This window comes from Maribellus luteus (genome assembly GCF_003576475.1).
Classification (GTDB): Bacteria; Bacteroidota; Bacteroidia; order Bacteroidales; family Prolixibacteraceae; genus Draconibacterium; species Draconibacterium luteum.
Map to the genome: position 1 here is coordinate 52,891 of NZ_QWGR01000009.1, position 21,894 is coordinate 74,784.

Sequence of the window (21,894 nt, forward strand, 5' to 3'; positions counted from 1 at the left end):
ATAAATATTCAATCCTTAATACAACGTACGGAATGACCATACGAGCGATACCATTCGTACATTATGCTTGCGCCGGAGGAATAACGCAGGTACTTGGCTTTATTTTCCATGTTATAACCTCCATGTTCAACATTATCTGGGGTAACAATCGTCCTGGACCAATAGTTACCTTCGGAGCCAACATCCACTGTGAGACCAAAATATTGGGGGTCGCGACGGCCTGCTGTTGTCAGTTTTAGTGGCGAAGCAAAAGCCCCTAAGGAATTCTTTCCAGACCAAGTAGCCATCTCATCCTCCCACTCGTCCGAGGTGGGCACGTGAAAACCATTGGGGCATGGATTGTTGGTGCCATTAGAGCCCAGCCATAGATAGTGGTTGGGTGGATTGCGCCAATTGTATCCGTTATTAATAAAGTCGCCATGCCCGGGGTCATCGCTGTCTGAAGCACTGGTAGTAGTATTACTGGCAAGTAACTGGTGCCCATCAATACCGCGCCCCCACTGGTACAAGTCGCCGTAGGCTTGCGCATCGGTACTACTGGTAGCAACCCGGCTGGCACCCAGGTTGCGGTCCATCCACACCCTTCCTGTGGCGCTGGTTACCTCAACTACCTGAGTAACTCCGTCGGGTGCAAGATTCGCGGTAATCGGGCCAGTAAAAGTGGCAGCTTTAACTTCGGTTCCATGAGTAGTACCACTGGAAGCCACCGGTATCACTGCAAAACCTATATATTTGCCAATATCGCTACTGGTTAAAAAATAAGTAAATCCGGTTGCACCACTAATAAGAGTTGGTAAAGAACCATTGGAGCTATCAGAACGATACCATTGATAAATAGAAGCACCTTGCATATCTCCTTCTGCATCAGAATATAAATATTCCCCTCCCAGTTCATAATTTACTTTTGCCGTACCAAATTGGTTTACTTCACTGGCAACAGGTGCAAGGTTTCCGCTTCCGGTAACCGGCCCCATAAAAAAGTCGAGCATAACTTCTGTGCCCGGAGAAACACCTGTACTTGCCACAGGCTGAACGGAAAAACCAATGTATTTCCCTATATCACTGCTATTTATGTTATAAGTATTGAGTGTTTGGCCACTGATAACGGTTGGCGAAGAACCATCGGGACTATCAGAACGGTACCATTTATAGTTTGAAAATAGAACTTCAGCATCTCCATCTTCATCGTAGTAGTCATACAAACCTAAAAACATTGTCCCCACCTTGGGCAAACCAATCATTCTTAAATTGCTGGCAACAGGAGGAGAATTATCAATAACAGGCCCGGAAAAGGCAGCAACCCGGACAGCACTTCCAGGAAGACCAGCAGTTGCCACCGGAGTAACTTCGAAACCAATGTATTTACCAAAATCGCTACTTGTTAAAGTATATGTTATTCCCGTTGCTCCGCTAATAAGGACGGGCGACGAGCCATCGGAATTATCAGAACGATACCACTTATAAACAGAAGCACCTTCAGGTTCATTGTCCACATCGGTGTAGGTATAGTCTCCGGTAAGGATGTAATTAACTTTTGCCCTGCCATTTTGTGTTACATTGGTAGCAACAGGTGGAGTATTCGTAGAAACCGGCCCGGCAAAAACAGGACTGGCTGCATGGCTACCGATTAATGTTCCGCTGCTGGCAACAGGAGTAACAGAAAATCCAATGTATTTGCCAACATCGCTGTTCCGTAAGGTATAACTAGTGGCCGTTGCTCCGCTAATAGGTGTAGGCGACGAACCATCAGAATTATCAGACTGATACCACTGATAAGCAGAAGTACCTTCAGGGTCGTTATTGGCATCGAAATAGGTGTAATTTCCTGTGAGGGTATAATATTCTTTTGCCGGACCACTTTGTGTTATGTTACCGGCAACCGGGGCAACGTTGAAAACAGGCCCGGCAAAGGTGCTTGTTATTGTCTCGCCACCCAATAAAGTACCGCTGTTGGCGGCAGGAGTAACGGCAAAACCTATGTATTTACCAATGTATTCATTAGTTATGGTTAGGCTTTTACTCGTTTCTCCGATAATGGGAGTTGGCGACGAACCATCGGAATTATCGGAATAGTACCAGCGGAAAGTTGTCGCACCTTCGGCATCGTTGTTTGCATCGGAGTATGTGTAGCTACCTGTTAGTTTTGAACTTACAGCTAAACTTCCGCTTTGTGTTACATTACTGGCGACAGGTGGATTATCAGCTACAGGACCAGCAACGGGCGAGGCTACAACTTCGCTTCCCTGCAAGGTTCCACTAATGGCAACCGGAGTAATGGAAAAATATACCATTTTGTCAATGTCGCTGTTACTTAAAGTGTAGGTTCGGTTAGTTTCACCACTAATGACGGTAGTGGTATAACCATCGGAACGATACCATCTATAGATAGAGCTACCTTCTTCATCGTTATTCGCATCATAATAGTTATAGCTAGCGGTTAGAGTTGCGCCTACGATAGCATCTCCTGTTTGTGTCACATTTTGAGCCATTGGAGGATTATCGGCTACCGGTCCGAAAAAGGAGGTAACTTTAACCTCGCTTCCAGGTGAGAGTCCTGAATTTGCTTCCGGGGTAACCGAAAAACCGATGTATTTACCAATATCGCTATTACTTAAGGTATAACTACTGCCATTTACGCCGCTAATTAGAGTAGGCAACGAACCATCAGAGCTGTCGGAACGATACCATTTTAAGATAGAAGAGCCTTCGGTATCGTCATTCGCATCGTAATAAGTATAGCTACCAGTAAGTATTTCACCTACAGTAGGAACACCATTTTGTGACACATTCGTTACAACAGGAGGATTATCTAAAACCGGCCCGGAAAAAGTATTTGCAACAACAACGCTACCGAGTAAAGTCCCGCTGCTGGCAACAGGCCTAACGGAAGCTCCTACATACTGACCAATGTCGTTGTTGGTTAAAGTATAGCTGCTGGCTGTTGCACCACTAATAGCAGTAGCCGAAGAACCGCTGGAAGTACTGGAACGATACCACTGAAAGGCGGATGTGCCCTCGGGATCTCCGTCGGCATCGCTATAAGAATAGGTACATATCAGGGTTTGGCTCACCTGAGGCGTACCAATTTGTGTAACATTATCTGCTACAGGAGCATTGTCAGCAACCGGTCCGGCAAAAGGGTTTGCCACCACCTCGGCACCAGACAACGTTCCGGTACCTGCAAAAGGGGTAACAGAAAAACCTATACATTTGCCAATATCGCTGTTTGTGAGGGTATAACTAATGCCGTTTGCTCCGCTAATTAGAGTTGGTGACGCCCCATCGGAACCCTCAGAGCGAAACCATTTATAAACTGAAGTACCTTCAGGATCATTATTCGCATCGAAGTAGGTGTAGCTACCTGTTAGAGTTTCGCCTGCAGCAGCAGTACCACTTTGTGTAACATTTCTGGCTACAGGAGCATTATCAGCAACCGGCCCTGAGAAGGTACTTACAACCACCTCATTGCCCTGCGAAGTTCCGGTTTTGGCAACAGGAACAACTGCAAAACCTATATATTTGCCAATGTCGCTGTTTGTTAAGGTATAGTTAATGCCCGTTGTACCGCTAATAAGGTTTGGCGACGAGCCATCAGGACTGTCGGAACGGTACCATTTAAGTATTGAATTGCCTTCAATATCGCCATCGCTGTCAAAGTAATTATAGCTACCCGTGAGGGTTTCCCCCACCTGAGCAATACCGCTTTGAGTAACATCGTTGGCAAGGGGAGGAATGTCTAAAACCGGCCCTGTAAAGGTACTTGCAACAACCGGGCTACCTACCAAAATTCCACTCTTTGCGATCGGAATAACAACAGAGCCGATGTATTTGCCAATGTCACTCCCGGTTAAAGTATAGCTAATATCCGTTGCGCCACTAATAACAGTTGGCAACGAACCATCAGAATTATCAGAGCGATACCATTGAAAGGCGGTATTCGCCTCAATATCGTCTTCATTATCGATATACGTATAGCTACAAGTAAGTATTTCATTCACCTGGGCTGTACCTTTTTGTGTTACATTGCTGGCAACAGGAGCGGTATTTGAACACAGGCTTTTCCAATCGTTTCCATCGTAAAAGCTTAGGCAATTAATATCGGTATTAAAAATAACCATACCTGCAACCGGTAGGCTAATTGCCGTTGAAGACAAGCGGGGAAACACCATGCCTTTGCTTGTGCTGCTGACATCTAATACTGCGGCAGCATTTGGGCTGGTAGTTCCGATGCCGATATCGCCATCGGCATCTACATAAACGGCATCTTTCTGCGAGCCGTCATTGGCATCGAGCGAATATCCGTCACTAAAAAAAGCGAGCTTACCGGCTGTAAGTGCTGTAGTTATGGTAAAAGTATCGATAATTTTATCGGTGGCCTGGTAAATATTTTGAGTAGCAACATCATAAACTAGCGTACCTGTACTAAGGTTCTCTCCAAATGCACTAGTAGCGTTGGCTATCCGCACTCTCCGAATAGCTGTTACCTGTGCAAAAACATGCTGCAAGCCAAGTAATAAAACTAAAAAGAAGATTATTTTTTTCATATGGTTACAATTCCTTATTTTATTTTGCGTCATGTGAAACTCGCTTATCATCTCCTTCCTTTTATATGGAAACTTATATCTGCTCGTTTCATGTTATTATTGCTACTTGCTTGTCATCTGTTTTATAAGAACTTCCAAGTGGCCGGCATTTATTACTTTGCTTATTATTTCGAGGTTTTCACCCAGTAAATACATTGTTGGTGTTCCAAATACATGGTAATCAATAGCCGGCTTGCTATTCCACTCCAGGTAATCGCAATAGTTAATCCAGGGCAGCGCCTTAGCGTATCCTTTAAAATCGAGGGTATTTTTGTCGAGCCAAATAAATACAAATTCAACATCATTTTCTTTTAGTTTCGGATACATGGCGGACAGTTTTATTAACTCCTGCTGGCAATTGGGACACCACGATGCAATAAAAACTAATAGTTTATATTTATTTGGAACCCGGCTTAAACATTCCTCCTGATTGTTTGGCTCCGTTTCATTATCGGATAAATCGATACCGGGGCCAAAAATAATATCAGGTGCCTTATTGCCGATTTTCATTTTTCGGTAGGATTCGAACCTGTTGCTGGTTTTGGGTGAAATAGAGCAACTGTTTTGATTCAGCATTTCGAGGCTTAAATGTTCGGCAGATGTAAAAAGGCTTCTTTGCTCGAAGAGGTTGAACAAAAACAGGCTTGTCTGGTCAAGTAGCTCAGGATTTCTGTCAATTAAACTACTAATAATATAATCGGTTGAATTATTCATTTCTACATAAACCGAATCGAGTGGCACACCCATATTTTCGAGCATAAAAAAATGTTGCTGCAAGAGTTCGGGAAACAAGCCGCTGTTATAAAACAAAGGGTTACTCAAGTCGGTATTTCTAAATTGACTGATATGCGACGATATACGTTCCGGATAATTGTGAATGGACACCCGCATATCGTTAATAAGCGTATACAAAGGAAGATACCAGGCCAGGTAAGTTCCTGCTTCTTGTTGTTGAATAAAATCCAGGCTCTGTTTTTCGAGTATGTCTATTTCATTTTTTATCCCTCGTGCTTTATTTTGAGTCTTCAGCAGAGGTATCACGGTGTATAATTTTTCAAGATACTTCCATGCACCCAATGCACTTTCCCGAATTTGCTGCTCGTATAAAAAGCGGTAAAGCTGGGTATTCACGGGGCTATTTTTAAAATTAATACTATCGGGATTACCGGCACTTATTCCTGTAATATGAATTCCACCGTTATGTAATATAAAATTAAATCCCTGCTGTTCGTTAAACAACAGATAGCCCATTCCCGAATAGTTGGCGGGATATTTAAAATTAAAGTTGCCAAAGCTGTCGGTGTTTACCGTTTCTACTATTTCCCGCTTAAACCCATTATAAACCGACAAGGAAACTGATTGGTTGGGACAGGCTGTAAACCGACCAGTAACAGGCTCCTGAGCCATTGTTTGCATAACTGGAAGCAGAATGATGAATAAGTAGTAAAGTCGCTTCATTTTGTTTCTATTTTCTGTTGGCTCTGAAATCACATACAATTTTGTCGCCTTTGATTCAACTATTAATTCAGTTACGCTTTCCTTTTTACTTAATCTTGTTGTCCTGTCAAAGCTTCTATTTCAACCATTCCCATCGTTTGCCCTTCGAATTTCAGCTTTTACAATTGATGTTAGCCTTGCTTTACCATGGACGAATTTATTTCAGTGCATAAAAAACGAACGGACAGGACCATTAAAAACACTACAAAAAATACCATTAGTACAACTAACCAGATGTAAAAAGAGAATAGACGTTCCTGAAGTTGCATTTTTGATATTTGTCGGTAATGTTTTACTTTACCATATCTTCATAAGCCCTAATTTATTCGTTCGAGATTGGATTGATCACGTTTGTATTTTTAAAATTATCCAGTTTGTATTCTTTATTCTGCTTATTAATAGCAATAGGTAACCGTCACTTTATCGTAAGTATATACAGGAACTAAAAGTTTTAAAGTGCTTGTGGTAAACGTGTAACTTGTCGGATCAAGAGTTTCTCCGTTTAGTGCAACACTGCAACTATTACTCGCATCGTTTACAATTGCAGTTTTAGCTAACGAGTGTGTTGTAGGAACTGAATCGTCTTCTTCAAACTTTTGAGTATACGATCTAGCTGCAACACTTGTGGCCTCCCATGTACTTGTGGTGCCATTCCAGCTTAATACCTGCCCATTTGTGGCAGCCATCTGGTTCAAGTCTGCGGCAACAATTGTCCCGTCATCAATTTTAGCCGAATTTACCGCATCGTTTGCAATCACTGTTGCATTGTAGGTTCCGGTAACATCTCCATTAAAAATTGCTGCTTTTGCCAGCTTTTCGTTTTCAAGATCAGAAATAGCTGAAGTATTGATCGTAATATTTGTTGTATTGCTTTCAATCAAGTTTCTTGTTAATGTGCTGTCGGCTTCCAGTTTTGTCTCCAAACTGGTAAATGCTGCTTCGATACCCGCACTGTTGCTGTTCATGTCGGCACGTATTTGCGAGGCGGTATCTTTTATTGCCTGCGAATTGTCGGCAATAGCTGAAGTATTGATCGTAATATTTGTTGTATTGCTTTCAATCAAGTTTCTTGTTAATGTGCTGTCGGCTTCCAGCTTTGTTTCCAAACTGGTAAATGTTGCTTCGATACCTGCACTGTTGCTGTTCATGTCGGCACGTATTTGCGAGGCGGTATCTTTTATTGCCTGCGAATTGTCGGCAATAGCTGAAGTATTGATCGTAATATTTGTTGTATTGCTTTCAATCAAGTTTCTTGTTAATGTGCTGTCGGCTTCCAGCTTTGTTTCCAAACTGGTAAATGTTGCTTCGATACCTGCACTGTTGCTGTTCATGTCGGCACGTATTTGCGAGGCGGTATCTTTTATTGCCTGCGAATTGTCGGCAATATGCGTTTTATTCGAGTTAATAATTGTATTTGCCTCACCTCCGTTAATACTAACATCTTCCAGATTCTTCTCTAGTTTTCCCAAAGCAGTTTGAATCGATTCTCCTGCAACCAAAACACCACCGTTGGTAGATTTTACATATTGTGCAGTAAGATTTACAAGTGAGGCATCAATATAACGATCAAGCCATTCGGCAAGATTAACCGAACTGCTACTTTCACTATCTTGTTCCCGTACCGATAAAACAGAACCTTCCAATTTCAACTCAGGTTTCTTAGAACCTACTTGCTCCCAGGAAGTACTTGACTTTACATATAAAAGTCTGGTTTCAGGATTAAAGGAAAAATCACCTTCCTGCGCCTTGACAGGATAGGAAGTGCCTATACTTATTTGCACATCTCCAATATGGCTCCATTTTCCGGAAGCATAACAGTAGTAGCAATCTTCTGAAGAATCGTAAACCAACAAGCCATTGACTGGGGCAACAATTGCCTCTCGTTCGGCACTTGTCATACGTGGAGCCAAAAAACCTTTGCTTTTCGACACTAATTCCAAAATCGCACTCCGTTCTGCATCAACTCCTCCTTTTCCAATGCTAACACCACCATCCTGTGCAAATAGGTTAAGCGGTATCCCCAGAGTACAAATTATCAATATCAGGTAAACTTTTTTCACAACGGTTATTTTTAGTTATGTTTCTTTTATTTGTTTTTCAATAATAATTTCCTCAATGCTTCGTCAGATTTATCAGAACGCAATTGAAGCAGTGCTTTTATATTTTGCTGAGTTTATTCTACTCGCAGTAGATTCAGACTTAACTTCTTTTTTATGACTTTTTAGGTTCATTATTTCGTAAGCCAGACGTAATCCGTGCGAGTTGAACTGATTTAAACCATCGCCAATACCCAATTCGAAGATGTAGCCCACTTTCATATTGTTTAATACTTTCAAATCGAGGATGAACGTTTGTGCCTGCCCAAAACGATGGCTGGTACCCAGCCACACTTTGTCGCGTAAGATAAAATTTGCTGCAAGGTCGTAAACCATCGGCACAGTTGCTGTTTTAACAATTACACCATTGTTTGAAGAATACGACTTTTCATTGTAGTATTTCAGAATAAACTCTGGGCGGAACTCAATCGATGGAGATAATTTGAACTTTGTTCCCAAGGCAAAATCAAACCCGGGAAAATATTGAGAATCATCTTTATCTTTCCCGAAACTGGCGGTCATCGAACTTAGCCCTAAATGCCAAATATCAGAATAAAGATATAAACCAACCGAGGTTGTTGGGTACACTCTATTTAAATCAGACTGGGCTAACAAAAAACTTAAATCTTCATCGGGATAGCAGATTATTTCGTTTTCATTAAACGAACTTTGCAAAAATCCCACGCTATAGCCCAAAGCTAAGTGGATTTTCTCAGAGATACTAATGTTATGGCAAAAGCCTGCATTAAACTCTGTAGTATTACGCAAACCAATATCTTCAACAATTACCTTTATGTTTGCCCCGAGTCTGGTCTTTCTAATCGGAAGGAAAATATTACCCACATATGTTTCGGGACTATACCTGAATTTATTGCCCCACTGTGCTCTGTTATACAAACTTATCGATACATTCTCTTTAAAAGAGTTATATGCAGGATTTAGGAATTCCTGTAGCAACAGACCTTGTGTATGCATAGGGACATCCTGAGCTTTCGCTTGCTGAGAAACCAACAGCCCGCAACAAAGCAGCATAATTCCACTAAAAAACAGTATTCTTTTGTTCTTCTCCATTATAATAAACTGATGATTGGCATTTGCCAATTATTAAGATAGTCCCATTCAGGAAGGACTAATTCCGTCCGACGATCTCAATTATGTTGCGCATTAATATTTTTTCTCCTTCAAGATTCTCCAAATTCATTTCATAGAAATAGGTTCCTTCTTTATAATTAATAGCATCGAAATCGTTTTTATAATTACCGCTTTCGTAAACTAAATTACCGTGCCGACTGAATACTTTTAGCGTAATTTGTTTATAGTTATTTATACCAGGCACTTCAAACGTACTTCGTGCCGTGCCGTTAACCACCAAAAAATTAACCAACTTCGGTCCCTCATTTTCAATGCCTGGATTTGTTATTTTTCCCAACTGCCCAAGTGCCAGCAAACCACTGTTATTCGGAGTATTGGTTGACAGGTAAAGCATATCGCGGGTTAAAACGGAATTAAAATCCATTACAAATTTAGGCGGGAGTACCTCTAAATCAGAAATATTCAATACACTAAGCGAATATTTCTCCGATTCATCAACACCGAATAACGACATGCCAGGGATAAAAGCAGTAGTCGCGTTTTCGGTATCAACCTGCCATCCTCCAGGCAAAGTAAGGCTCACCTCTGTTTGGGCTGCATTCCAGGTTGTTTCAATATCGGGTAAATACGACACACTTATTTTATCCAATGAAGAACAGCTTTCAATATAAAAAGAGCGAATACCATTATTATCTCCCACCGGGAAAAAATAAGTATCAAATGGATTTACATTCCTTGAGATTGTTCCAATCACATAAGATTCAGAGTTTAAATCATCTGAACAGGAAATGGCATCGGCGGACAAATTTTCAACATATAACTCGCTACCGGGCAAAACATCAATCAGCCCCGAAGTAAGGTGAAGTGAATTGCTTACCAAAAACCGGCTATTTATATATGTTGTGCCTTTACGTGACAAATACAAGTTTGAAACTAAGGCGGAACTACCCGATACCGAATAATCTTCATCTCCGTACAAATAGAAATTACCACTTCCCTGAATAGAACTATTTAATTCAAGCGTACCGCCTGAAGTACAATAAATATTACCCGAATTATTAAACAGTACATTGCTATTAATTTTAAGGCTGCCATTTATTGCTACCCCGGCATCGTTACTAATTTTAAGGCTGGTTTTGGTTACATTTAAATCGGTAGCAAAAACTGCTTCTGAACCAAAAAATACGATACAAATTAAGAGGAATACTAAACCCTTAGTTGAAAAATTGTTTTGGGAGATAATTTTGGGGTTCCTTATCATTATGCTAAATTATGTGTCCTTATTTTTTATGTAAACAACAAGCTATCCATCTTCTGTTGCAGCCGGTTTCACATTCAATTGTATCATCGGCCATCACCACTCTTCTTTTAAAAAAAAGTTATACAAAAATGCTCAGATATAAGAAATTTGTTTGTAGGGCAAAGACGAAATATTTGTAGGGTAATTCTGATTGTATTGTAGGTGAAAACTTACAAAGTAAAGTGTTTTAGTGGAAGAACAGAGAGTGAAGCCAATGTGATCTTGCAACTTCCAAAGGTTTTAATCCCAGCCTTTCTTGGGTTCTGACAAAAAACCAACGAAAAGAATAACAGGAACTTAAACCTGGAAAAAAGACTCAATAATTTATATTATTAAATTAAACGATTTTCAATACAATATCGTGCAAGTTCAGTATTCTTTTCCAGTTTCATTTTTTCCATAATCCTACTCCGGTACGTGCTAACTGTTTTGCTTGATATACAAAGTTCAGTCCCAATTTCCTTTAACGACTTTCCTCCCGCAATTTTAATCATAATTTCAAATTCACGATCCGATAGTTTTTCATGTGCTGGCTGGTTGTTTTCGTTGTTGAGCTGAAACGCCAGGCAATGAGCCAGCGACTGGGAGATATATTTGCCGTTTTTTGATATTTCTCTTACCGCCAGCAGCAGTTCTTCGGCGGCAGCATCTTTAGTAAGATAGCCCGAAGCACCGTAAGTAAGAGCACGAATGGCGTATTGTTCCTGCGGATGCATACTTAACATTAACACATAAACTGCCGGCCATTTTGATTTTATGGTCTGAAGTACATCCAAACCACTTTGGTCGGGCAACGAAATGTCGAGCAACAGGAGGTCGTAAATGCCTTTGCTAAACAATTTGAGTACTTCGCGTCCGTTTGCTGCTTCATCAATTAAGCAAACCTCTTTATATTGTTCGAGTATTCTTCGTAGTCCGTCGCGTACAATTTTATGGTCGTCGCAAATTAGTATATTCATTCCTCTATAACTATTTATTTTAATGGTGACTCACGTATCTCGCACTAATCCTGCTCCTTACCTCAAAAGCTTTTGGTAATAGCAAGTTTTATCCCTTATTTATCGGAAATGAAATCACTATTTTGCTTCCAAATTTAACTCTACGCGAAATGCTAAAAGTGCCTCCCAACGAAGCCGTTCTTTCTTTCATACTCATAATTCCAAACGATTTTTTCGAATTGACTTCAGCTTCTGTGATACCCACTCCATTGTCTCTTACTTCAAAATGAATAAAATCACCTTGTTTCCTGAGTACAATTTCGATTTCAGTTGCATCAGCGTGCCTGGCGATGTTAGTAAGCGATTCTTGCATAATTCTGAAAAGGGGTAGCGCATCATCGTTAGAAATGGCAATTCCGTTTTCAATATCCAGAAACACTTCAATGCCGTAGCGTAACGAAAATTCTTCGGTGTACCAACTAATGGCGGCCTCTAAACCTAGGTTATCAATAATTTCGGGTCTTAACTGCGAAGTAATCCTTTGTACTGTCCGGATTGCATCGCCTACTAAAACTTTAACATCTTGCAGTTTTTCTTTTGCTATTGAATCTGAAGTATTTTGCTTAATGATTTCCAGATCGATTTTTACCGCAGTAAGCGCCTGCCCCAAATCGTCATGTAATTCTCTGGCAATGTTTAATCTTTCATTCTCTCTGGCTTGTTCTACGTGTTTCGACAATTGATGCAGTTGCTCCAAAGACTTTTGCAACTCTTCTTCGGTTTTTTTCCTTTGCGTAATATCATGAACCGTTCCAATCCATTTAGCAGGAACACCGTCTGAGTCAAAAGTCATTTCTGCCTGTTCGTGTATAAATCCCTGGTCTCCATTCGAATATAGTATTCGAAGGTCAATACTTAAGGGAATATGTTTGTTTTTAACATCCTCAATACTCTCCATTAATGATTGATAGTCTTCCGGATGCACCATATCATAAAAGAGTTTAAGAGATGGTTTTACTTCACCCGGTTGAAATCCGAAGATTCTGAATGTCTCATCCGAACATTTCATTTGGTCAGTTTGGTAATCATACTCCCAACTGCCCACATGGGCGATTTGCTGCGCCTTGGTCAATGTCCATTCACTATCACGTAATGCCTGCTCTGCTTGTATTCGCTCGCTTATATTGGTTCCTATTCCTATCAGGTATTGCCGGCCTTCGCTCTCAAACTTAACCGAAGAATGCAGAAATGGAATTATACGACCATCTTTGGTTTTCAAAGATGCTTCAATTACTGTCTGACTATGCTCACTAATACTACAAATCTCCTTCATTATCAACTCCTTACTTTCAAACAAAAGCAAGTCAAAAATAGAGCTTCCTTTCATATCACTTGCATCATATCCCAAAATGCTTTCACACTGTTCATTCCAGTCAACCAGCTTTAGTTCAGGATAAGTGCATAGATAATATATCCCGGGTATGCTTTTGAGTAATGCTTTACTATATAAGTATTCCCTTTCTTGTTTTTGTTCGTGTGCTGTTAATTTCTCGTTAACCTTCGTCAACTTTTCAAGGGTTTCTTTTAATTGTTCTGCATTTCTACTTATGATCTGTTTCTGGTTAAAAAGATCTAGAAAAACAGTTACTTTACTTAATAGTATTTGCTTAGAAAAGGGTTTAATGATGTAATCAACAGCACCTGAAGAATAGCCCTTCAATACCTCTTCGGGATCAAAATGATCAGCGATTAAAAATATTACGGGTACTTTGTTATTTGCTCTGCCGTCATTCAGTTTTAGGGCCAGCTCATAGCCCGTCATGTCGGGCATACGCATATCAATAATGGCTAAAGCAAGCTCCGCTCCATCTATTTTTGCCAGCGCATCGGCACCCGAAATGGCACAAACTAATTTGGCATTTAGTTTATCGGGCACAATAGTGGGTATGTCCAGATTTTCCGGGTTATCATCAACAATAAGTATAGTAGGCTGATAGTTTATATTTAACATTCTCTAAGAGAAATAATTTTTAAAAAAGCAAATATAAGTCTTCACCCTAATTAGAACAGATGGGTATAAAAATTAAGAGATGGTTTTGTTAATTTAATAACCATAAAAGTTCAACGAACGAATAACAAAAACAAATTACTGAATGGAAGATAATACAGATTCTCTGGCATACCTGCAACAAGTATTCATCGAAAGAAAAATACCCTCAAATTCATTACACAATTCAAGGCAGGAGTTACATCATTCGCACATTTAATTGTCACCTTTACAGATGACAGCCTGGTTTGCGATTAATTCATAAATTTGAGCAACTAAGGGGGAATTTAAAATCTAAGATTTATTATTTGGGCACTAACAACAAAAATACCGTTCCAAATTCGGGCAAATTTTGGTTTGCACTCGATAATGCTGCCAAAATATATCCGGCTATTATCAACGAAAATAATACTGCCGTTTTCAGGATGACGGCCATATTGAAAAAAGCGGTTAAAATAAAACCCTTTCGAAAAGCAGTTTTGAAGGCTGAAAAACGGTTCCCGTTTTTCAGGGTTCAACTTCAGGAAGGTTTTTTCTGGTATTATCTTGAGCATCTTCCGCAACACATTCCCGTTGAGCCTGATCAGCGCCCCCTGTGCCGGAAATTTCAAAAAGGAAGTTTGTTAATTCGAATACTGGTAAAGGAGAACAATATCAGTCTTGAATGTTCGCACATTTTAACAGATGGTGCCGGGGCACTTGAGTTTTTCAAAACTATTCTCATCCTTTATTCGGCTGAATGCGGTGCTGAAATACCTGCTGAATATCGGATCAGCGATAAAGATTATCAGATTTCGGAAGAGGAATACGAAGATGCCTACAACCGCTATTTTAAGGCAGAAATTCCGCCAATGGTAAAACGGTCGAAGGCCTTTCACCTGCCTTATCCGTTAAGGTCGCGCTCCCGGTTCACCCGGCATTATGCAATGGTTCCGCTGAAACAAATAAAGGAAATGGCCCAATTTAGAGGAGTAAGCCTAACCGTTTATCTAACTTCGGTTTACCTGTATGTTTTACAGGAAATCTATGAAGATCTGAATGGCTTCAGTAAATATAAGAAACAAAAAAGGCTTCGTGTGCAGGTTCCTTTAAACTTGCGAACCATTTTTCCGTCGAAAACCATGCGGAATTTTTCGTTGTTTGTGTTGCCTGAAATTGATTTGCGTTTGGGCCATTATTCTTTTGATGAAATAGTTAAAACAGTGTACCACCAGATGAAGCTTGAAACGGATGAAAAGTTGATCAATAAAAATATAGCGAGAAATGTGGGAAGCGAAAGAAAACTGTTTATCAGGGGGATACCGTTATTTATTAAAAGTTTGATCCTGCGAATGAAATACTACTCGCTGGGCACAAGCCAGTACAGCGGGGTACTTACCAACCTCGGGTTGGTAGATTTACCTGATGAAACCGCCCAATTGATCGATTATTTTGTAATAACACCACCACCGCCCAACAAAATGCTGAAAATTAATTGTGGCGTGGTCGGGTTTGGCAATATCCTAACGTTGAGTTTTGGCAACATTACACTTTCGGAGGAATTTGAAGAAAAGTTTCTGCGATTTTTGCGTCAACAAGAAGTTTCGGTTGAATTAAAAACTAATTAATTGAAGGTTATGGTACAATGTCCGAATTGCGGGGTAGAAACCGAAGAAAATGCTATTTTTTGCTCATTATGTGGAGAACCGCTACTTGATATTATCACTGACAACAAGACTTTCATAAGATCGGGGAAACAACGGAGAGAAGAAAAACGGCTCACAGAATACCAGCAGTTAACCGGCCGTCAAAAAAGGATAATTTTTTGGCAAATATCAGGACTGATTCTCATTTCTGCTATAATCATCACCTTGCTTATTGATTTTATTGGAAATCAAAGCATCACATGGTCGAGATACCCCGCCACCGTATGTCTTGTTTTATTTGTCAATTTTACTTTGAACACATTTTTACACAAAAAAATCATACTCGCGGGCGGCCTCAGTTTTTTGTCGGCAGCTGGCCTTTTTATGCTGTTCGATGTTTATGCCGGCGGCACCGCTTGGGAGATAAAGCTGGGAGTTCCCATCATATTGGCAGCATACTTAACTGTTTTTCTTTTGATATTTTTTATCCGTAAAGCAAAGCAGAAAGGGCTAAATATTATCGCTTATTCAATGATTGCAGCAGGGGTGTTATGTATTTGCATCGAAGGAATCGTATCCGTTTATGCACGGGGCTCAATGCTTTTTGGATGGAGCCTGATTGTGATGGTGTCCTTTTTGTTTGTTAGCTTACCTTTGTTCTATATTCACTACCGCTTGAAAAAAGCAACCGATCTGAAACGCTTTTTTCATATCTGAAATTTCATAAAACCGTCCACAGTTCATTCCATAAATCCCTGCCCAACACGAAAAACAAAAGCAAACTCGCCACCCATCCGTGGTAAAGCCCCAAAGCCCAAAGATTTCGCCACTTGAAAAAAGCAAATGCAAACACCAATTCCATTAAAAAAGCAAAAACCATTAACGGGAGGCTGGGGTAATGAACCAAGGCAAATAACGCAGAGGTCAGCAGGATAATCTGAGTTTTACTACGTTTTATTGTGCTGATGGACACTAAATTTCCGGCAATCAGCGACAGCATTAAAAACTGCTGAATCAATCCCCACACCGGATAAAAAATAAAAACGGGAATAATATGCCAGTTAAGAAAGACTGCATTGTGAGTAAGGCCATACCAAACGATGGCTGCACTCATCAGTAAACCAAAAGGTGTAAGAAAAAGAAACGATCGATTAAAATGATTTTTACGAAAGCCCCACTGCTGAAGAATCTGCCTGTTTTTCCGGTATCTTTTGTAAATATATACCGACCAAAAAATACAGGCAACACCAATATAAAATGCCCGCAGGTTTAACCAGTCCATAAAAACATGTTTTAGCAAACCGGTTGCAACTACTGCAGCAATCTCAAGCCACCGCTGCTTGTCAGTTTCTATAGAACTACCCATTTTTCATGAGCTTTTCAATTCATTTAATAGTTCTTGTAAATTGACCGTTGCATAAGTAGATGCATAATCAGACATGGCATAAGGTATAATCAATTCACCGTTATGAATGATCGAACCACAGGAATAAACCACATTTGGGACATATCCTTCACGTTCTTCTGCATTGGGCATCAGCAAAGGAGATTTCAAACGGCCAGTCTCTTTCTCCGGGTTTTGAAGATCAAACAACGATGCCCCGAGCGCATATTCGCGCATCGGGCCCACCCCATGGGTTATCACCAGCCAGCCTTCGGATGTTTCAATGGGCGAGCCGCAATTTCCTACCTGGATAAACTCCCAAGGAAATTTAGGTTGTTGCAGCAATTTTGCGTTGCGCCAAACTGAAATATTATCAGAAAAAGCAATGTAATTATTGAATCCATCTAACCTGCAAAGCATGGCATATTTACCATTCACTTTTCGCGGAAAAAGCGCCATCCCTTTGTTTTGGGCAATTTCTCCATGCAACGGCAAAATCCGGAAATGATAAAAATCAGTGGTGTCGATCATTTTGGGCATCACAGTAGTACCGTCATACGCAGTATAAGTTGCATAATAACTGATCTTTCCGTCATCATCAACAAATTTTACGAAGCGCGCATCTTCAATTCCATTTTTCTCGTTGGCAGAAACCGGAAAAATTACCCGTTCAGAGATGTTGGTATCCAGCGAAAAGTCCAGTTCGTAATGCGACGAGGCCAACCAGATAATCTGATTAAATAATGCTTCTTTTTCTGCGGTAAGATGCAACGATTTTCTTGCTTCTTTTATACAATCGCGTAGTTCACCATAAGTAAATGTATCCTTTAACCTATCAAGAATTAAGTCGGAGGGGATAATCGCATGCACATCCTTCATCTCGCTTAATTTCTTTTTGAAAGACTTCTTTTCATAGACATATCGCCTGATGTGCTCCGCTTCTTCCAGCATCTTCCCAACCGGTTCAATGGAAAGATTATTGTTTTTATCCAGCACGCCCGTGCGGAAAACAATGGACGATATATGTCCTTCGCCAGTGGCTCTGAAACTAAATATCACTCTTTTCTCATCCGGGCCGGTTTCCGACTGATCGGGATGTTCGACAATGGAAGGGTTAAAAAATGCAGCGGATTCAATCGAATACTCCATGGTAAAATAGGAGCCAATAAGTATTTTTGTGGAAATGCTAAGCGAATCAGGCCCAACCTTTAAGCGTTCCAGCAAATGAGCGACCCTGTTAAAATGCTTTTCAAATATTTTGGAGATATTTCTATGCCGTAGCGAGTAATCTCTCAATACAGGACTTAACACCTGTAATACCGAGTTTTCGGACATTTCAATCACTGCGCGAATGGTGTTTAGCGCCCTTTCATCTCCGGTATAAAGAAACCGTGCAATTACCCTCGATGAATCCGGTATAAATTTTATGTCCTTCCTGTTTACTGCTACCTTCATAAATTATTCATGTTAAACTTTTTAAAGGTAATGTTTAAAGTGGATTAATTGTAATTGTAAATTTCATGAACATCCTACGAAATAAGTTTTAAGATCAATGCATAATACGGTAATCAAGTCCATAGTAACAACTCGTGTAAATACCAAAAGTCCTTTTTTCGTACTCCATTGCTCACAACATCGATCTTCATTGCTTTAATGTTGTCGTTTTAGCATAACAAGTCTTATATTGCCAATCACCAAAGGCGGACGAATAAACGTGAAATAAGAAAACAGAAACAAATTAAAATTAAAAGACATGAAACAAATTCTCACATTCGGGGCGATACTGCTTTTGACAGCCTGTAGTACCCTTAAGAGCGGTAATGGATCTATTTACTGGGTAAACAGTTATGAGGTTGACTGCGTAGGTGTAGGCCCAATGAAATGCCTTCAGGTTCAAAAAGGAGAACAACTTAACAACAATGAATGGCAAAACTTTTATACTCAAATTGAAGGCTTTGAGTACGAACCGGGATATGTCTACAAACTGAGAGTAAAGGAAGAAAAACTGAAAAATGTACCTGCCGATGCTTCTTCAGTAAAATATATACTGGAAGAAGTGATCGAGAAAAAAGAAGACCCCAGATGGAAATTAAACGGCAATTGGGATGCACTGAAAATAAACGGGTCGATTATAAAATTACCGCGTATACGTGGTGCCGGTGCAATTCCGCAACTCAATATCGATATGCTTGAAGGCCGGATCAGCGGAACAGACGGATGCAACAATTTTACAGGAACCCTTCAACAGATTACCGATAACGAAATAAACATGGGACCTTTGGCTCAAACCAAAAAAATGTGCCCCGATATGACCATTGCAACAGCTTTTATGGAAGCCATGAACAAGGCCACTCATTATACAGCACTCGATACCAAGCTTGTGCTAAAAGATGCAGCAGGAAACGAGCTACTTGAATTTACGAAAGGTACCGAGCCAAAAGTATTGCTAAACGACCTATGGGTAACCGAGTGGATGGATGGTAAATACCTTGACAACGGAACCGACTTTCCGCGACTGGAAATTAACAGCACAAAAATGGAAGTTGCCGGAACCGATGGCTGCAATAATCTGCACGGGAGAATTTCGGAATTAACCAACACCCAGCTGACATTTGGCGTTATGGCAGGCACCCGGATGATGTGTGCCGACATGAACATTCCTGACAAATTCAACCAATTACTTCCCAAGGTTCGCAGCTATAAAATCTCGGAACTCAAACTTTCGCTCTTTGATAAGCAAGGAGAAGTTTTGATGATTATGAGAAAAGTAGATTAGTGATATTTCACTGGCGGAAATTTCCCGGAAATGGCAAATTTCCGCCACTGTTTTAAACAAAACCTCAACAAATTAGCGCAGGCATTTCGGAATAAACAGATTACAATTGTTACTGAAATAAGAAAATACAACAGCCACGGTATGTTTTCAACCTGATGTTATAAGAAATGATTGCGATAAGACGTGCATATGAACAAAAAAGCCCCGACGAAGTTTTCAGTGTTTTTTTTGACCGGCTATGGCCAAGAGGCTTAAAGAAACAGGAGGCTCAATGGGATTTATGGATGAAAGAGGTAGCACCTTCTGTGGAACTACGAAAGTGGTTTAACCACGAAATCCCCAGATGGGAAGAATTCAAACTTTTGTACACCCGCGAACTCAAACAAAAGCCACAAACTTTACAAGAACTGAAAAAACTGGAGTTGCAACACAACCAGCTAACACTGGTGTATGCAGCAAAAGACAGAAATCATAACCACGCCCTTGTAATAAAAGCCTTGTTAGACTGCCTTTAAGCGCTCATTTCTATGTAAATAATCTTTTCATGATGGCGCAGGGAACTTCCCAACTTTTTTTGTGTCTCTGAGTAAATTCCCCTGCCGCCGGCAGACGAAATATCGCAACTGTTTTCAAATTGCGCCAAATACGAGCGATAACGGCCAATAATTTCCAACAATTCATTATTATGTTTTGCAGTATTGCATTTTATGTACGATCTTAAAGGCTTGAATTAAGAACGCTAACATTAAATAAGAATGAAAAGAATTACCCAACTAACCTTCACCCTTTTGTTCTCTGTGCTGTTTTTTCAGGCAACAACCGCCAAGGTAAAACTTCCGGCTATTGTATCGTCAAACATGGTATTGCAACGAAACACAACTGTAGTATTGTGGGGCTGGGCCGATGCCAACCAACAGTTAAGCATCGACGCAAGCTGGTTAACAACTCCGCTGCAAGTAACAGCCGATAAAGATGGGAATTGGCAGATTGAAGTAAAAACCAACGATTCAACCGATCCCCAGGTAATAAAAATAAGCAGTTCGGATACCAACATCACCCTCGACAATGTTCTCTTTGGGGAGGTTTGGCTTTGCTCGGGACAGTCGAACATGCAACAGCCGCTCAACGGCTATCCAGGCGAACCAACCTTTGAGGCAAACAAAGCCATTATCCATGCTGCAAATCCCAACTTACGATTATTTACCGCCAATCGTAAAGGCTCCAAAACACCACTTTCCGACCTGGAGGAATACACAGGATGGGAACAAGCCCATGCAGGCAATGTTCGCAATTTCAGCGCTATTGCATACTTTTTCGGACAACAACTTCAGGAGATACTGAATGTTCCCGTGGGAATGATTCATACATCGTGGGGAGGCAGTTCCGTTCAGGCATGGATCAGCAAAGAGGTAATTAGCCAATACCAGCAAGTCGACCTGGAGCAAACAGATATCACTAAATCGACCAACCAGATTCCTACAGCCCTTTACAATGCCATGATTCACCCATTGATTCCTTACACGATTAAAGGAGCTTTGTGGTACCAGGGCGAATCCAATCGTACGGAGCCGGAGAAATATACCGAACTTTTCCCTGCAATGGTAAAAGACTGGCGCGCTCGCTGGGGAATTGGCGATTTCCCGTTCTACTATGTTCAAATTGCACCTTATTGGTACAACGATCACAAAGCATATGAAACCAATGCAAACTCTGCATTCATCCGCGAAGCACAGTTAAAATCGGCCGATTTGATACCCAACTCAGGGATGGCGGTAACACTTGACATTGGCAAAGAGTACAGCATTCATCCTCCCCAAAAGCAAGAGGTGGCCGAACGCTTGCTCTACTTTGCGTTAAACCAGACTTATGGCTACGAAAGCGTTGATTGTGCAGGCCCCGCTTACGACTCTAAAGAGGAAAAAGACGGCGGTCTGCTGCTTCATTTTAAACATGCTGAAATGGGTTTGTTTACTCCTACCCAACTCGAGGGCTTTGAAATCGCAGGTCCCGACAAAGTGTTCTATCCGGCCCAGGCAAAAATTGTAAACCGGAAAGACGTGCTGGTAACCAGTGATCAGGTGCCCACCCCTGTTGAAGTACGTTACGGCTGGAGTAACTGGCTTGTTGGAACCTTGTTTGACACCAATATGCTACCAGCCTCTTCGTTCCGTACCGACAATTGGAGCGATGCCACCAGAGCCGAAGTGCAAGAAGCATCAAAATAGTTGATTGAACGGTTATTGGTGCCTGACCTTCGTTAAGCGACGAAAGTCAGGCACTCTCTCCATTATTCTGTTCCTACCCACCTACTCTCAAGTCATATCCAAAGTTCCATACCACTATAACAAGACGTAGTTTTTAGCCTCTCTCCTTCCGTGGCAAGAAAGCAAGGTCAATTGATGGTTATGATTTTCCTGCTTTAAACGGGAAAAATCACCAGGGTGAAAATTCTATGGAATAAGCATTATTTTTGCCGCTCGCCGTTTTTTGGATTTTTAGGTCCGTCGCGGTAACTTACACAAGGTATTGTACCGACAAAAATGATGGAATAGTTGA

The 21,894-nt window shown here is 40.8% G+C and carries 14 protein-coding genes; 5 read left to right on the forward strand and 9 right to left on the reverse strand.

Translation table 11 applies throughout. The features are described 5' to 3' along the window. Window positions 1-8: 8 nt before the first annotated feature. The 7 genes from D1614_RS15530 to D1614_RS15565 all read right to left on the reverse strand — a co-directional run bounded on the left by D1614_RS15530 (window position 9) and on the right by D1614_RS15565 (window position 13,517). A complete protein-coding gene (locus D1614_RS15530) occupies window positions 9-4,544 on the reverse strand; it encodes a phage tail-like protein (protein ID WP_162304524.1) in 4,536 nt (1,511 codons plus the stop codon). Window positions 4,545-4,646: 102 nt separating this feature from the next. Next, on the reverse strand, window positions 4,647-6,041 hold the full coding sequence (locus D1614_RS15535; RefSeq protein WP_119438883.1) for a TlpA family protein disulfide reductase: 1,395 nt from the start codon (window positions 6,039-6,041) through the stop codon (window positions 4,647-4,649). 434 nt (window positions 6,042-6,475) lie between these two features. Beyond that, a complete protein-coding gene (locus tag D1614_RS15545) occupies window positions 6,476-8,140 on the reverse strand; it encodes a phage tail-like protein (RefSeq protein WP_147384256.1) in 1,665 nt (554 codons plus the stop codon). Between the two features lie 72 nt (window positions 8,141-8,212). Next, window positions 8,213-9,247, reverse strand: coding sequence for a PorP/SprF family type IX secretion system membrane protein (locus D1614_RS15550; RefSeq protein WP_119438886.1), 1,035 nt, complete (start codon window positions 9,245-9,247; stop codon window positions 8,213-8,215). Between the two features lie 58 nt (window positions 9,248-9,305). Further along, window positions 9,306-10,529, reverse strand: coding sequence for a T9SS type B sorting domain-containing protein (locus tag D1614_RS15555; RefSeq protein ID WP_119438887.1), 1,224 nt, complete (start codon window positions 10,527-10,529; stop codon window positions 9,306-9,308). A 371-nt stretch (window positions 10,530-10,900) separates the two neighbouring features. Beyond that, entirely contained in the window at window positions 10,901-11,527 is a 627-nt protein-coding gene (locus tag D1614_RS15560) for a response regulator transcription factor (RefSeq protein WP_119438888.1), read from the reverse strand. 88 nt (window positions 11,528-11,615) lie between these two features. Further along, window positions 11,616-13,517, reverse strand: a complete 1,902-nt coding sequence (locus tag D1614_RS15565; protein WP_119438889.1) for a PAS domain-containing protein — start codon at window positions 13,515-13,517, stop codon at window positions 11,616-11,618. 344 nt (window positions 13,518-13,861) lie between these two features. Here D1614_RS15565 and D1614_RS15570 point away from each other — a divergent pair, with 344 nt between their 5' ends. Next, window positions 13,862-15,160 (forward strand): condensation domain-containing protein, encoded by a 1,299-nt coding sequence (locus tag D1614_RS15570; protein ID WP_119438890.1) that lies wholly within the window; start codon window positions 13,862-13,864, stop codon window positions 15,158-15,160. Between the two features lie 9 nt (window positions 15,161-15,169). Further along, window positions 15,170-15,895 carry a DUF6320 domain-containing protein gene (locus D1614_RS15575; RefSeq protein ID WP_119438891.1) on the forward strand — a complete coding sequence of 242 codons (726 nt, stop codon included), beginning with the start codon at window positions 15,170-15,172 and terminating at the stop codon, window positions 15,893-15,895. A gap of 4 nt (window positions 15,896-15,899) precedes the next feature. Here D1614_RS15575 and D1614_RS15580 read toward each other — a convergent pair whose 3' ends face one another. Next, window positions 15,900-16,544 carry a CPBP family glutamic-type intramembrane protease gene (locus D1614_RS15580; RefSeq protein ID WP_119438892.1) on the reverse strand — a complete coding sequence of 215 codons (645 nt, stop codon included), beginning with the start codon at window positions 16,542-16,544 and terminating at the stop codon, window positions 15,900-15,902. Window positions 16,545-16,547: 3 nt separating this feature from the next. Further along, the gene (locus tag D1614_RS15585) at window positions 16,548-18,017 is read right to left on the reverse strand and encodes a glycoside hydrolase family 130 protein (RefSeq protein ID WP_119438893.1); all 1,470 of its coding nucleotides are present in this window, start codon (window positions 18,015-18,017) and stop codon (window positions 16,548-16,550) included. Between the two features lie 298 nt (window positions 18,018-18,315). Here D1614_RS15585 and D1614_RS15590 point away from each other — a divergent pair, with 298 nt between their 5' ends. The 3 genes from D1614_RS15590 (at window position 18,316) to D1614_RS15600 (ending at window position 21,563) form a co-directional block, all read left to right on the forward strand. After that, entirely contained in the window at window positions 18,316-19,338 is a 1,023-nt protein-coding gene (locus D1614_RS15590; RefSeq protein WP_119438894.1) for an META domain-containing protein, read from the forward strand. A gap of 167 nt (window positions 19,339-19,505) precedes the next feature. Then, window positions 19,506-19,853, forward strand: coding sequence for a DUF488 domain-containing protein (locus D1614_RS15595; protein ID WP_119438895.1), 348 nt, complete (start codon window positions 19,506-19,508; stop codon window positions 19,851-19,853). A 240-nt stretch (window positions 19,854-20,093) separates the two neighbouring features. After that, window positions 20,094-21,563 carry a sialate O-acetylesterase gene (locus D1614_RS15600; protein ID WP_119438896.1) on the forward strand — a complete coding sequence of 490 codons (1,470 nt, stop codon included), beginning with the start codon at window positions 20,094-20,096 and terminating at the stop codon, window positions 21,561-21,563. Window positions 21,564-21,894: the final 331 nt, after the last annotated feature.

Excerpts from the sequence above, each read along its gene's own strand:
- D1614_RS15560 (WP_119438888.1), bottom strand. The coding sequence starts at position 11,527 with ATGAATATACTAATTTGCGACGACCATAAAATTGTACGCGACGGACTA.
- D1614_RS15585 (WP_119438893.1), bottom strand. The coding sequence starts at position 18,017 with ATGAAGGTAGCAGTAAACAGGAAGGACATAAAATTTATACCGGATTCA.
- D1614_RS15575 (WP_119438891.1), top strand. The coding sequence starts at position 15,170 with ATGGTACAATGTCCGAATTGCGGGGTAGAAACCGAAGAAAATGCTATT.
- D1614_RS15565 (WP_119438889.1), bottom strand. The coding sequence starts at position 13,517 with ATGTTAAATATAAACTATCAGCCTACTATACTTATTGTTGATGATAAC.
- D1614_RS15590 (WP_119438894.1), top strand. The coding sequence starts at position 18,316 with ATGAAACAAATTCTCACATTCGGGGCGATACTGCTTTTGACAGCCTGT.
- D1614_RS15595 (WP_119438895.1), top strand. The coding sequence starts at position 19,506 with ATGATTGCGATAAGACGTGCATATGAACAAAAAAGCCCCGACGAAGTT.
- D1614_RS15535 (WP_119438883.1), bottom strand. The coding sequence starts at position 6,041 with ATGAAGCGACTTTACTACTTATTCATCATTCTGCTTCCAGTTATGCAA.
- D1614_RS15550 (WP_119438886.1), bottom strand. The coding sequence starts at position 9,247 with ATGGAGAAGAACAAAAGAATACTGTTTTTTAGTGGAATTATGCTGCTT.
- D1614_RS15580 (WP_119438892.1), bottom strand. The coding sequence starts at position 16,544 with ATGGGTAGTTCTATAGAAACTGACAAGCAGCGGTGGCTTGAGATTGCT.
- D1614_RS15600 (WP_119438896.1), top strand. The coding sequence starts at position 20,094 with ATGAAAAGAATTACCCAACTAACCTTCACCCTTTTGTTCTCTGTGCTG.
- D1614_RS15530 (WP_162304524.1), bottom strand. The coding sequence starts at position 4,544 with ATGAAAAAAATAATCTTCTTTTTAGTTTTATTACTTGGCTTGCAGCAT.
- D1614_RS15555 (WP_119438887.1), bottom strand. The coding sequence starts at position 10,529 with ATGATAAGGAACCCCAAAATTATCTCCCAAAACAATTTTTCAACTAAG.